10 protein-coding genes and 1 riboswitch are annotated in these 13,417 nt (G+C 45.3%); of the genes, 6 read left to right on the top strand and 4 right to left on the bottom strand.

Features of this window, described 5'->3' with window-relative positions; translation table 11 throughout:
- Positions 1–281 precede the first annotated feature (281 nt).
- The 6 genes from MSP8886_RS00210 to MSP8886_RS00185 all read left to right on the top strand — a co-directional run bounded on the left by MSP8886_RS00210 (position 282) and on the right by MSP8886_RS00185 (position 8,057).
- Entirely contained in the window at positions 282–1,643 is a 1,362-nt protein-coding gene (locus MSP8886_RS00210) for an ABC transporter substrate-binding protein (protein ID WP_067011531.1), read from the top strand.
- A gap of 106 nt (positions 1,644–1,749) precedes the next feature.
- Positions 1,750–2,760, top strand: coding sequence for a carbohydrate ABC transporter permease (locus tag MSP8886_RS00205; RefSeq protein WP_067011529.1), 1,011 nt, complete (start codon positions 1,750–1,752; stop codon positions 2,758–2,760).
- 1 nt (position 2,761) lies between these two features.
- A complete protein-coding gene (locus MSP8886_RS00200; RefSeq protein ID WP_067011527.1) occupies positions 2,762–3,904 on the top strand; it encodes a carbohydrate ABC transporter permease in 1,143 nt (380 codons plus the stop codon).
- A 90-nt stretch (positions 3,905–3,994) separates the two neighbouring features.
- Entirely contained in the window at positions 3,995–5,095 is a 1,101-nt protein-coding gene (locus MSP8886_RS00195) for an ABC transporter ATP-binding protein (RefSeq protein WP_067011525.1), read from the top strand.
- Positions 5,096–5,185: 90 nt separating this feature from the next.
- A complete protein-coding gene (locus tag MSP8886_RS00190; protein ID WP_067011523.1) occupies positions 5,186–6,811 on the top strand; it encodes an alpha-glucosidase family protein in 1,626 nt (541 codons plus the stop codon).
- Positions 6,812–6,974: 163 nt separating this feature from the next.
- Complete coding sequence (locus MSP8886_RS00185; RefSeq protein WP_067011521.1) at positions 6,975–8,057, top strand: LacI family DNA-binding transcriptional regulator; 1,083 nt, start codon at positions 6,975–6,977, stop codon at positions 8,055–8,057.
- Positions 8,058–8,114: 57 nt separating this feature from the next.
- Here MSP8886_RS00185 and MSP8886_RS00180 read toward each other — a convergent pair whose 3' ends face one another.
- From MSP8886_RS00180 to MSP8886_RS00165, 4 genes are all read right to left on the bottom strand, one after another.
- Positions 8,115–8,828, bottom strand: a complete 714-nt coding sequence (locus tag MSP8886_RS00180; protein WP_067012908.1) for a 3'-5' exonuclease — start codon at positions 8,826–8,828, stop codon at positions 8,115–8,117.
- 24 nt (positions 8,829–8,852) lie between these two features.
- Positions 8,853–10,709, bottom strand: coding sequence for a DUF294 nucleotidyltransferase-like domain-containing protein (locus MSP8886_RS00175; protein WP_067011520.1), 1,857 nt, complete (start codon positions 10,707–10,709; stop codon positions 8,853–8,855).
- A 27-nt stretch (positions 10,710–10,736) separates the two neighbouring features.
- Complete coding sequence (locus tag MSP8886_RS00170) at positions 10,737–11,300, bottom strand: TMEM165/GDT1 family protein (protein ID WP_067011518.1); 564 nt, start codon at positions 11,298–11,300, stop codon at positions 10,737–10,739.
- An 11-nt stretch (positions 11,301–11,311) separates the two neighbouring features.
- Positions 11,312–11,489, bottom strand: a riboswitch (yybP-ykoY riboswitch).
- Positions 11,490–11,590: 101 nt separating this feature from the next.
- Entirely contained in the window at positions 11,591–13,180 is a 1,590-nt protein-coding gene (locus MSP8886_RS00165; protein WP_067011517.1) for a BCCT family transporter, read from the bottom strand.
- Between the last annotated feature and the right edge of the window lie 237 nt (positions 13,181–13,417).

Raw genomic sequence — 13,417 nt, 5'->3', positions numbered from 1 at the left:
TGATTTTTATACAAAAAACGATTCTTTATTAATGAAATACAGATTTTTCAGCCCAAATTCATATAAATTTATCAAAATAGACGAACGGACTTTTTGCGAGAAAGTGTTGTGATTAAGACAATATTAAGCAAGTGAATCGCTTGAATCTGGCTTCTTTATTGTGAATAATCAAATATCTTCTTAATGCTTATAGAAGATCATTTTTAATACAGCATCGACTTACGATAATAAAAACAAAGGCCTGCCTAGGAAGCGTCCGAGCATGCCTGTAAGGAGTCCACATGAAAAAATCGCTTTTAGCTGCAGCGCTTGCGTTGTCCTTCTCTGCTCATTCTGTTTTTGCTCAAGACCTCATTTTCCCACCTGGAAAAGATACCCGTTTTAACTGGTCTAGCTACGATGCTTTGAAATCAGAACACTTACAAGGTAAGAAAATTACCGTATTTGGCCCTTGGACAGGGGATGAAAAAACCAGATTTGAGAACGTCATTGCCTATTTTGAAGCGGCCACAGGGGCTGATGTTGTATACGACGGCTCTGACTCGTTTGAGCAGCAGATTGTGATTGACACGCAAGGGGGTAGTGCGCCAAATGTATCTATCTTTCCTCAGCCTGGTCTTGCCTCCGATTTAGCGGCCAAGGGCTATTTGACGCCGCTTAGCGAAAAAGCCAAAGAAGGGGTGTTAAAGGATTATGCGGCAGGTAAGTCTTGGGTGAAATTAGCCACCTTCAAAGGCCCACATCATAAAGATCACTTTTATGGTGTATTTTATCGTGCAGATTTGAAGTCTCTGGTTTGGTATTCCCCTGATAATTTTGCCGATGCGGGTTATCAGGTGCCTAAAACCATGGAACAGCTAAAAGCCCTCACTAAACAAATTGTTGCCGACGGTGGTACGCCTTGGTGTATCGGTTTGGGCTCCGGCGCGGCAACGGGCTGGCCAGCAACCGATTGGGTGGAAGATTTATTATTGAGAATGCAACCACCGTCTGTTTATGATGGCTGGGTAACCAATAAAGTGAAATTTAATGATCCACGTATCGTTGATGCGATTAAAGAGTTTGGCTGGTTTGCCCGAAATAATAAATTTGTCTATGGGGGCACCTCAGCGGTTGGGACAACCGATTTCCGTGATAGTCCCAAAGGTTTATTTACCTCTCCACCACAGTGCTACATGGTGAAACAAGCCTCGTTTGTCACCGCCTTTTTTCCAAAGGATGTGGAAGTTGGAGTGGATGCCGATTTCTTCTACTTCCCTCCATTTGCTTCTAAAAAAGACCTCGGTCGACCTGTTGAAGGGGCTGGCACCTTGGCCACCATTACTAAGGATTCCAAAGGTGCTCACGATTTCGTGAACTTCTTACGTTCGCCGATTGCTCATGAAATTTGGATGGCTCAAGGTGGCTTCTTATCACCCGACTTGAAGGCAAATCCTGCTGTCTATTCCAATGATATAGAGCGTCGTGAAGGCAAAATTTTGCTGGATGCAACCACCTTCCGCTTTGATGCATCAGACCTAATGCCTGGCCGTATTGGGGCAGGGGCTTTCTGGACCGGTATGGTCAATTACATCAATGGTGAACCCGCTAAAGACGTTGCCAATGATATACAGAAAACTTGGGATGCACTGAAAAAGAACTGATCTCTCGATGATTGACATGAGTCGTGTCGCCTCTTTATGAGGTGGCATGGCTTAATCATAATGTCGAAAGGCTTGCTTCGAATTTGCTGTGATTGTTGGAGACTTTATGGAACAGCTCGCTTCCGCATTAGTGTACATGGTAATAGGTGTATCGGTATGTGCCTTTTATTTTTACGGTTCTAATTTCTTGTTGGATAAACTATTTCCGACAAAAAATCGTGCCGTTACCATTGTTGCACGTAATCTGCGAATCACGACTCGCATTCGGCCTTGGTTGTTTTTAGGCCCTGCGATTATATTTTTAACGTTTTATCTGTTTTATCCCGTTGTTGACTCGATCATTTTGTCCTTCTATGGCCGTGCGGGTAAAGAGTTTGTGGGGTTATCGAATTATTCTTGGTTGTTTAGCAACGACGAATTTTTAGAGTCGTTTCGTAACAATATGATGTGGCTCGTTGTTGTGCCAACATCGGCCACCTTTTTGGGGTTGGTGATTGCATCGATGACGGATCGAATTTGGTGGGGGAACATTGCTAAGACATTGATTTTCATGCCAATGGCCATTTCGTTTGTGGGAGCGTCGGTGATTTGGAAGTTTATCTACGATTATCAAAGTGCTGGCAACACCCAAATTGGTTTGCTTAATGCCATTGTGGTGTTTTTTGGTGGTGAACCGCAAAACTGGATTTCCATGCCATTCTGGAACAACTTCTTTTTGATGGTTATTTTGATCTGGATACAAACGGGCTTTGCTATGGTGATTCTATCGGCGGCCCTGCGTGGCATCCCCGATGAGACGATCGAAGCCGCCGTGTTAGATGGGGCGAATGGGATACAGATTTTCTTTAAAATTATGGTGCCGCAAATTTGGGGAACCATCGCTGTTGTCTGGACAACCATCACGATTTTAGTACTCAAGGTATTTGATATCGTTCTGGCCATGACCAATGGCCAATGGAACACGCAAGTACTTGCGAACCAAATGTTTACTTGGATGTTCCGAGGGGGGGGGGACTTTGGCCGCGGTGCGGTAATTGCCTTAGTTATTATGGTGTTGGTGACTCCCATCATGATTTGGAACATTCGTCGCGCCAATCAAGAAATGGAGGGTCGTTAATATGATCCGTTCATCAAAACGTTCACCTCTTGTTTACTTGACGCATGCCACTGTGCTGTTTCTGGTGATTATTTGGACCATCCCGACGGCTGGGTTATTTATCTCTTCATTGCGAGATAAAGATCAATTAGCGGTGTCTGGCTGGTGGACTGCATTATCAACTTCTACTCATATGGAGGTCGATCGTGCTGAGCCACCATCAAACCAAGTGCAAGAGAGCGATCACTTCGTCATTAAAGGTAATATTTTGCATGGGAAGTCAGGCAAAATATCAAAATTTGGCTATAGCTCTTTGCATCCTCAAGCTTATAAAGCGGGTGAGGTGGCGCAGATACGTAATGGTCAAACCTTGCAAGTTATGCCCAATGGGGATTATGTGCTGTCGTCACCGACTCAGTGGCGCGGAAGAAATGGCAAACGTATTTTTTATACGGCAGAAATACCGCCACATTTTACTTTGAATAATTATAAAGTGGTGTTGGGGGCTGATGGGTTAGGGCAATCGTTTATTAACTCTTTGACCGTCACTATTCCTGCTACTGTGATTCCTATTTTGATCGCAGCGTTTGCGGCTTATGCTTTGGCTTGGATGCGTTTTCCTGGGCGCGCTATTTTAGTCGCCAGTGTGGTTGGCTTATTGGTTGTACCGTTGCAAATGTCGTTGATTCCTTTGCTAAAAAGCTATAACTGGATTGGGGACCTGTTCGGGGTTAGCTCTAAGACTTATGTGGGGATATGGCTGGCCCATACGGGCTTTGGTTTACCTTTGGCGATTTATTTACTGCGCAACTACATTGTGGGGTTGCCTAGTGAAATCATCGAATCCGCTCGAGTGGACGGCGCATCAGACTTTGATATTTTTAGAAAGATCATTTTGCCATTGTCCTTTCCTGCTCTTGCGTCTTTTGCCATTTTCCAATTTTTATGGGTATGGAATGACTTATTGGTAGCGATGGTTTTCCTTGGAACCAGTCCTGACCACATGGTGCTAACTGGACAATTACGGCAGTTAATGGGCTCCCTAGGGGGGAACTGGGGCATTCTCACCGCTTCAGCTTTTATTACCATTATTATTCCATTATGTGTGTTCTTTGGTCTGCAGCGCTTCTTAGTACGAGGGCTGCTCGCAGGGTCGGTGAAATAATAAAGACGAGTAACACAATAACAATAAGCGAGCGGGTGAGTTGAGCATGCTCCTCACCCAAGATTCGAATTCTAATTGAGGCAAGTATTCATGGCTGATGTAAAGTTAACCCATGTGAAAAAGATCTACTCTAACAAGGTTGAAGTGCTTCACGATATTAATCTGGACATAAAGCAAGGCGAGTTTATCGTCTTTGTTGGACCATCAGGCTGTGGTAAATCCACTTTATTGAGGATGATTTCAGGCTTAGAGGATATTTCAGGTGGCACGCTGGAAATTGACGGTAAGGTGATGAATGACGTTCCACCTGCGCTACGGGGGATTGCGATGGTCTTCCAGAGTTATGCTTTGTACCCACATATGTCTGTCTATGACAATATGGCGTTCAGTTTACAGATTGCCAAAACAAGTAAAGCGGATATCGATAAGCAAGTGCGAAAAGCCGCAGAGATGTTGCAATTGACTCCCTATTTAGATCGTTTGCCAAAAGCCTTGTCTGGTGGGCAAAGGCAGCGTGTGGCGATTGGGCGCGCCATTGTTCGTAGCCCACAGGTGTTTTTGTTTGATGAGCCTCTGTCGAACCTAGACGCGGCACTGCGTGTGGCGACACGTATGGAAATCGCCAATCTGAAAGACAGTATGCCTGACTCAACCATGATTTATGTTACCCATGATCAGGTTGAGGCGATGACCTTGGCTGATCGTATTGTTTTATTATCAGGTGGAAATATTGAACAAGTTGGTTCACCGCTTGAGCTGTATGAACACCCTGCTAATGTGTTTGTTGCGAGGTTTATTGGTTCTCCTGCCATGAATATTGTGCCATGTCGAATTGAAAAAACCGGTGAATCCACCCGTGTGTCCTTGTCTTCCTCTGAAGTCGTAGAAGTTCCTATTGTCACTGAAGCGAGTGAACAGGCCAAAGAAGCTTTCTTTGGCATTCGGCCAGAAGATTTGAGCGTGGTCGATAGCAAAGAACAGGGCTTTATTTCTGGAGAGGTCGCCTTTGTTGAATCGCTGGGTGAGGCCACTCTACTGCACTTGAAAGTAAAAGGTTGTCAGGACATGGTTATTGCTAAGCAGCCTGGTACTTTAAGTTCCCAGCGTGGCGATTTTATTCATCTGGCTGCCGAGCCTGAAAAAATGCATCTATTCAATGATAAAGAGCAATCCTACGCACGTTTAGGCTAGTTCTAGATTTGTTGATTCAGCGAAACCTATTTTTTAGGACTGGAGAGGGATAAGCATGACAGACAACCTTATATTGTACGGAGAGGGGACATGACTCAGAATTTGAACTGGTGGAAAGGCGGCATTATTTACCAAATTTATCCACGTAGCTTTATGGATGCCAATGGTGATGGTATTGGCGATTTGGTTGGTATCACCAGCAAATTGGATTATGTAGCATCTCTTGGTGTAGATGCGATTTGGCTATCGCCTATTTTCACGTCGCCAATGAAAGATTTTGGTTACGATGTGTCTGATTATTGCGATATTGATCCGATGTTCGGTTCGTTGTCTGATTTTAAAGCCTTGGTGGATCGTGCACATCAATTAAACCTGAAAGTGATGATAGATCAGGTGATCAGTCATTCATCGGATCAGCACCCTTGGTTTGAGGAAAGTCGCCAAGATAAGACTAACCCGAAAGCGGATTGGTATGTCTGGGCTGATCCAAAGCCCGATGGTTCCCCACCAAATAATTGGCTATCGATTTTTGGAGGGAGTGCGTGGAAATGGGACAGCCGACGTTTGCAATATTATTTGCATAACTTTTTGGAATCTCAGCCCGACATGAACTTCCATAACCCTGAGGTACGTAAAGCGCATTTGGATTGCATGCGTTTTTGGTTGGAGCTCGGGGTCGATGGTTTCCGCTTGGATACGGTTAATTTCTATTTCCACAGCCAAGGGTTAGAAGATAATCCGCCTGTACCAGCGGGTGAACCAAAAACCTTGGGGGCACCAGAAGATAACCCATACACTTATCAGCGCCATGTTTATGATTTAAGTCGTCCTGAGAATCTGGACTTCTTAAAAGACTTACGCGCCTTGATGGATGAGTTTCCTGGCTCGACAACGGTTGGGGAAATCGGTGATGACTTCCCTCTAAAACGGATGGCTGAATATACGTCTGACGGTGATAAGTTGCATATGGCGTATACGTTTGACTTATTGAACAAACCCCATTCACCGGATTATATTCGAGATGTATTGGAGAATATGCAAAACATTGTTGGGGATGGTTGGCCATGTTGGGCTCTATCCAATCACGATGTGGTGCGCTCTTGTACACGTTGGGGCGCGAATGAAGATCAAAAAGCCTATCCTTTAATCGCCATGGCATTGATTTTATCTTTGCGTGGGAGTGTCTGTTTGTATCAAGGGGAAGAGCTTGGCTTACCGGAAGCGGAAGTGCCTTTTGAACGCATTCAGGATCCTTACGGTATTCCACTATGGCCTGTTTTTAAAGGTCGTGACGGTTGTCGTACACCAATGGTGTGGGAGAATACTAACCAAGCTGGTTTTTCGACCGTTGAGCCTTGGTTGCCAGTGGAAGCTCGTCATCTTCCGTTAAGTGTGGCGGAGCAAGAAGCGGCCCCCGATTCCTTGTTACATAAGGTGCGTCAGTTGATTCATTGGCGTCAAAAGCAACCCGCGTTGATCAATGGCGAATTGGAGCAGGCAGATGTGAAAAATGATCATTTGATTGCCTTGATTCGTGAATACGAGGGACAACGTGTTTTGGTGGTATTGAATATGACAGGACAGGTGCAGGTGGGTGAATTGTCTATGGCAGTTGATCATGCCTTGGAAGGCCATGGTTTTGCTTCCTCGTTAGAGGGAAATACATTAACCTTGCCTGCCTATCAGGCGTACTACGCTGTGGTGTCCCAAAGATAAAAGGTTCATGTTAAATAACAATAATAAAATAAGGCCTTTGCGTGCCTTACCTCTTAGTTGTGTGGCACTGTCTTTTTGTTAGAAAAGACGGTGCGAGGGAGGAGAGGAGCCAAGCTGTTAAACAGCCGTGCATTACGATAGGCCCGTGTCTTGAGAGTGTTGTATGAAAAAACAATTAAAAAAATTAACGCTAAAGGATGTGGCAAAGGCACTAAATGTTTCTACCGCCACGATTTCCAACGCCTTTAATCGCCCTGATCAGTTGTCTGCCAAGCTTCGTGACAGTATTCTCGAAGCCTGTGAGAAAATGGGCTATTTCGGCCCTAATGCCGCAGCGCGTAGCCTACGAACGGGACGCACAGGGATTGTTGGTATCGTGCTATCAGATTATTTAAGTTATAGCCTAACGGATCCTGTGGCGAGTCAATTTTTGCAAGGCATGGCCGAAGTGTTCCAAGATAATGACTACAATATGCTGTTATTATCTGTGTATGACCATGAACCTCAAGATGCACAAAGTCGTATGCAATCGTCTATGGTAGACGGCTTTGTTGTGTATGGACATAAACCTCAGCAATGCAGCAATGCGCCTTGGTTAATGCCGAATAAAAACATTATTACCGTGGATAGTTTTATTCCTGGCACCACCTCGGTGAACGTTGAAAACTACAAAGGGGCTTATGAGATTGCCGTTCATGCTCTTTCCCATCGTCCTAAAAGTGTCGCGATTCTTGGGTTGAGTTTGTTGGATACTGACCGTGTCTGCCGAGTACAAGAGGATGAGTTGTTTGATGCGTCCGCCTCCATTTCGATTCAACGTTTGCGTGGGTATTTTGCTGCCCTTGATGAGCATGGTTTAAACGTACCTTATGAACGTATTTGGAATATTCCGCAAAATACACACAAGGTCGCTTACCAAGCGGCGCGTGAGGCATTGACAATGGCAGATCGTCCGCAGTTGCTCTTATGCATGAGTGACCGTATTGCCATTGCGGCGGTACAGGCGGCGTTGCAAATGGGCTTGAGAGTGCCAGAAGACCTTCAAGTAGTCGGCTTCGATGGTATTTCTGAGAGTGAAAACTTTCACCCTTCCATTACCACTGTGCACCAGCAAACCGTGGAGAAAGGCCGGATAGCCGCGCAAGTCTTTTTGGGACTAAGAGAAACCAAAGACGTGGTGTTAGAGACGGAGCTAATCATCCGTGAAAGCTGTCCCAAAACCTTGGTCCGCTCGCTATCGGCTTAGTTTTTATCCCCCTTCGTGCCCTTGTCTAGAGTCTGTCTTGACAAGGATGTACGGTGATTAAAGCCAATATTTAGAGATAGGATCGTTCGTTGCGTCCATGTGATAGGCGATCTGTGCTTGTAATAGCTCTGCAGAGGATAAAGCATCCGTTAATGCGTGGTGCGCTTTGTAGCGAGGTAAATGGTAGTATTGACGACAAGCATCTAAACGTAACGATGGCTTTTTCCCTATTATTCGCTTCCACCAAGGGAGCTTCGTATGATACTTGCGCTCAATATCCATGGTATCAAGGACAGGGAAATACAGAGGAAAGCCGTATATTTTGAGAGAGGCCTCCAGTAAAAACTGTCGTTCTATAGCGACACAGTGGACGACTACGACTTTATTACTGAGGGCCTCGAGTATGTTCTCGAAAATATGATGAAGCCGAGGCGCTTCTTCCAACTCCGTATGCGTAATTTCGTGGATGGTGACTGACTCTGGGTTAAGTGAGCATTCCGGTTTCGCCATCCAGTAACCTGAGCCATTGCAGCGAATAATACGATGATCCATCGGTACGCTGCCCACACTAATAATCTCATCTGTACGCGAGTCTAAGCCCGTTGTTTCTAGGTCCAAAGCCAACATGGGGACATCTTTTAATGGGGTATCCATGGCGATGGTGCCTGCTTCATAGTAGCGTTTAAGAGGCCCTTCTGGTGCCTCTTGTGCCCAATCCCGAAACATGGCTTGCCAATCTTTAGTGGGAGTCGTGTCCGACTTCGTTTTCATGAATGGTATGACTCGATTCGGCATTTAACTGCGTTTCCCTGCATAACGGAATTTAATGAACTCTTGTTGGCGAGAGACGATGTGAAAAGCGTCCCGTAAGTGACGCTTTTCAAAGGAAGACAAAAGCTCTGGGTTGACATGATTGGTGGGCTCTTCACCATTTTCGATTTGGTCTTTTTGGCTACTAATCCGCACCATACCGATCATTTCGAGGGCTAAGGCTAGGTCTCTTGCACGCCCGTCGGGCAAGAGTTTTGCGGCTTCTATGTCAGCGATACGCTCAATGGTATTGAGCTTGTCGCTGCCACAGGCGAGGGCATGTACCCGAACAATGTCGATAATCGGCGCAATGCCACGTTCCTTTAGGTTAAAGGTGCGCGACTGCTTACCTTCACCATCGAGGACGAATTGGCGGAAAAAGCCTAGAGGGGGTTTACGTTGGTTCGCGTTACGTGCCATATAAGACAGGAAGCCTGAGTGATTCTTCGCTTCTTGACGAATATGTTTGTTGAGTTCGTTGGCTAATAATTTATCGCCATAGATACCGCGTAGGTCGAAAAAAATGGACAAGTGTAATAAGGCCTCGGCCTTGGGCTCTTGAATCCACTCACTAAAATAGTTTTTCCAGACACTTAATGGTTGCCGCCAGAGCGTATTAGATGCCATGACATCGCCTGTACACAGAGGGTAGCCACATTGATCCAAGCCCTGGCAGACCCAGTGGCTTAATTGTTCAAAATACTCGCCGTGTTTTTCAGGGTCGTAGCGATTACTTAAAATGATGGCGTTGTCTTGGTCTGTCTTAATGGTTTGCTCTTCTCGCGCCTGGGACCCTAGGGCAATAAAGCAATAGGGGACAGGTGGTTTACCAAACTGTTCTTCGCCCAGTTGCAGTAAGCGTTTAACAAACGCCGTACCAATGTGGGACATCGCATTACCTATCATCTGGGTATTGGCGTCGGCCACGACCAGCTGAGTAAAGGTATGTGTCATTTTGCGACTAATGGCTTTTAGTCCATCAACGTCGGTTTGTTTTAAAATGTCACTGATTAAATAGATACTGCCGTGGCTTTCTTTTTGGATAATATCCCCTGTACTGAGTACGCCAATGGTTTTGTGATCTTTGACGATGGGAATGTGGTGAATGTTTAACTCCATCATTTTCAAAACGGCCTCCGCCGCATAGTCACCACTGTCCATAACGGTCGGATTTTTGGTCATGATGGCTTTGATCGGGGTGTCATAGGCTAACCCTTCAGCAACGGCACGGGTGCGTAAATCTCGGTCGGTGACAATGCCCACTAGTTGCTCGTTTTCCATGATCAATAAACTAGAGACGCGATGTTCCGTCATCATTTGCGCGGCTTGACGTATACTTTCACCCACATCGATGCCAATTGGATCCCGGCGTAATAAGCTTTTAATTGGACAAGTCATTAAAGATACGTCAGACGTCTGGGAGTCCATCGCTGCTTTTAGTCGGGTTTCTCTATCGAGCTCGAAAAAGTCGGAGAAGGTATCGCTTTCTTCGTACAGTTTTAGGAACCAGCGAGCTGGGATGCGATAAAAAAGGCTGTCTTCTATGGCGCGCATAGACTGGGATGATTTCCCACCCCGAAGCAGAGAACCATAACCGAACAGCTCGCCCTCATTCATACGTCGAATTAATTTACCGTTTTTGTTGAGTACTTCTACCGCGCCACTTCGAATAAAGAAGAGCGTGTTGTTTAAAGTGCCTCTTTCAATAACCCATTCGCCCGTACGTACGTACTGTATTTCGACCTCTTTGACCATGTCATTGAGGCTAGGATCATCGGCAATTTCATTAAACGGAGCATGTTGGCAAAGTGCTTCGACTATTTCCGTTAATTCGACGTCCATAAGTGGTTCCTTTTATTTGGTTAAGAGTTAAAGCATAGGCGATATTATGGTGAACAAGCCCATAATAAGAAATAATAAACAGGCCAAGCGACGCGTTAAAACGGGATTGATGCGTTCCATAATCCAGTTACCAGCAAATACAACTGGTACATTGGCGAGCATCATACCAATGGTTGAACCGATTAATACCGGAAGCACAGAGCCATAGTGAGCGGCCAATATAACGGTCGCAATTTGAGTTTTATCACCAATCTCTGCAAGGAAGAAGAGCGCAAAGGTGGCCACAAAAGCACCGTATTTCAGTAGTCCGCCTTCTTCACTGTCGTCTTTATCTGGTACTAACAGCCAGAGACCTACTGCGATAAAACTTAACCCTATCACCCAATTGACCCATTCGCCAGGGATCCAGTTTGCGACTTCCACTCCAAACCAAGCCGATAGGGCGTGGTTGACGATGGTTGAGAGTAACATACCAAGAATGATCGCAGTTTTAGATGGAAATCGAGCAGCAAGAAATAAGGCAAGCAATTGCGTTTTGTCGCCCATTTCAGCAAGGGCAACGGTTGATATTGAAGTCAGTATGGCTTCCATTATGCAGGTCCTAGGTGGGCGACAAACGAAAGACAACAACCTGTGCCCACCTGAGCCAAGTTACTGTCTTAAGTCTCATCAATCCGAACAACGTTGTTCAAATTTCTTTGCCATGAGCATGAGGCTCAATTATGTTGACAAAGAATCTTTGCATACTTGCAAAGCTGATTACTCCCCTAAGAGGACTGGTATTCTAAAAGACTCAGGCGAGAAATACAATTCACAAAAAAATAGGAGCGGCTCGAGCCACTCCTATTAATATATGGTGAACTAGGATGTTGTTACTTTTCCTAGGTCTGTTTGTACAACACAAGGTCGCCTCTTAGCCCTTTAAACAAGCCTACACACATAATGAGTAAGAGCAAGGTAAAGGGAAGGCCTGTGGTAATCGCTGCGGCTTGAATGGCAGAGAGGGCATCTTTACCACCACCGACTAGCAAGGCAATCGCAATGACACCTTCTAATACTGCCCAGAAGACGCGTTGTATCAATGGTGCATCGGTTTTACCTCCAGCGGTAATACCATCGATAACCAATGATCCTGAGTCGGAAGACGTCACGAAGAAAACCAAGACAAGAACGATACCAATGAAAGACGTAATAGAAGTCAAAGGTAAGTTTTGTAGCATCTGGAACATGGCTAGTGAGACACTTGTCAAACCGCCCGCTAAGGCACCTACGCCATTTTCGATTTGTGCGATAGCGGAACCACCGAAGGTTGCCATCCACACCATGGAAACAAGAGTAGGAACCAGTAGTACAGCCGTTAGGAATTGACGAACGGTGCGTCCACGGGAAACACGCGCGATAAACATACCAACAAATGGAGACCAAGAAATCCACCAAGCCCAGTAGAACACAGTCCAACCATGGTAGAAAGTTTGGTCTGTACGATCAATCCAGTTACTTAGTGGAATGATGTTTTCTACGTAGCTGACGAAAATGGTTCCGATAGAGCCAAAGATTGCACCAGTGTTACCTACCACGATAATGAATATGGCAAAGACGGCAGCAAGTAACATATTGATGTTACTGAGTAGCTTCACACCACCCTCAAGACCCCTTGCCACAGAGAAGATTGCGACACTGGTAACACCACAGATAACAACAATTTGGGTGGTCAGTGTATCTGGGATATTAAAGAGAAAGTTCAAACCACTGGAGGCTTGCTGGGCACCTAAACCTAGGGAGGTGGCTAAACCAAATATGGTGGCAATAACCGCAAGAACATCAATACCGTGGCCAAGTGATCCCCAGACGCGTTCGCCTAAAAGAGGATAAAAAGCAGAACGAATAGTAAGAGGCAAGCCTTTATTGTAGGCAAAGAAAGCAAGTGATAAAGCAACAACGGCGTAAATGGCCCATGGGTGAAGGCCCCAATGGAACATGGTTGCCCCAAGAGCGAGCTTAGCAGCAGCTGGTGTATTCGGCGCGACGTTTAGAGGTGTGCCATACCAATCGGTATAATAGCCAACAGGCTCTGCCACACTCCAAAACATCAAACCAATCCCCATACCAGCAGCGAATAGCATAGAAAACCAAGTAATGGTGGAGTGCTCAGGTTTGGCGTTTATGCCACCTAAGCGTATTTTACCCATGGGGGATAAGATTAGGCCAATACAGAATAGGACGAAAATATTGCCTGCAATCATGAAAAACCAGTCAAAGTTAGCAATAGACCAACCTTTTGCGCCCAGCAAAACAGATTTTGCTTCCTCAGGGAATATGATAGTTCCGATGATAAAGGCGAGGATGATCAGTGCACTGGTACTAAAGACCGGATTAAGGATATCCATCCCTAAAAAGCGAATATTATCTTGCCCTACTTTATAGGACGTATTGTATTCCAGCCGGCCATTGTCCGGCACATTCTTACTCATAAAATTCTCCCGAATTAAATTGACACGTCGAACTTGCTTAAACGAACATACTAGCTTTTTACTGTTTAACATTGTCATGTTAGACAAATAGTCGGAATGATTTGTTCTTTATGCGACAAGAACGGTTCTATTTCCCCCTTTTTATAGCAGGGATATCTATAGCAGTTTGTTTTTCGATTAACGCGATATTTTAAGGATAAAAGAGTCGGTAAGTTCTCTTTTATCCAATGTATGTAG

The sequence above is a fragment of the Marinomonas spartinae genome (assembly GCF_900089775.1).
GTDB lineage: Bacteria > Pseudomonadota > Gammaproteobacteria > Pseudomonadales > Marinomonadaceae > Marinomonas > Marinomonas spartinae.
Note: the sequence above shows the minus strand (reverse complement) of the source record. Positions and strands in the feature narration are given on the sequence as shown.

Bases quoted from the DNA above. Each gene is read 5' to 3' on its own strand.
- MSP8886_RS00190 (WP_067011523.1), top strand. From the start codon at position 5,186: ATGACTCAGAATTTGAACTGGTGGAAAGGCGGCATTATTTACCAAATT.
- MSP8886_RS00200 (WP_067011527.1), top strand. From the start codon at position 2,762: ATGATCCGTTCATCAAAACGTTCACCTCTTGTTTACTTGACGCATGCC.
- MSP8886_RS00195 (WP_067011525.1), top strand. From the start codon at position 3,995: ATGGCTGATGTAAAGTTAACCCATGTGAAAAAGATCTACTCTAACAAG.
- MSP8886_RS00175 (WP_067011520.1), bottom strand. From the start codon at position 10,709: ATGGACGTCGAATTAACGGAAATAGTCGAAGCACTTTGCCAACATGCT.
- MSP8886_RS00170 (WP_067011518.1), bottom strand. From the start codon at position 11,300: ATGGAAGCCATACTGACTTCAATATCAACCGTTGCCCTTGCTGAAATG.
- MSP8886_RS00185 (WP_067011521.1), top strand. From the start codon at position 6,975: ATGAAAAAACAATTAAAAAAATTAACGCTAAAGGATGTGGCAAAGGCA.
- MSP8886_RS00210 (WP_067011531.1), top strand. From the start codon at position 282: ATGAAAAAATCGCTTTTAGCTGCAGCGCTTGCGTTGTCCTTCTCTGCT.
- MSP8886_RS00180 (WP_067012908.1), bottom strand. From the start codon at position 8,828: ATGAAAACGAAGTCGGACACGACTCCCACTAAAGATTGGCAAGCCATG.
- MSP8886_RS00205 (WP_067011529.1), top strand. From the start codon at position 1,750: ATGGAACAGCTCGCTTCCGCATTAGTGTACATGGTAATAGGTGTATCG.
- MSP8886_RS00165 (WP_067011517.1), bottom strand. From the start codon at position 13,180: ATGAGTAAGAATGTGCCGGACAATGGCCGGCTGGAATACAATACGTCC.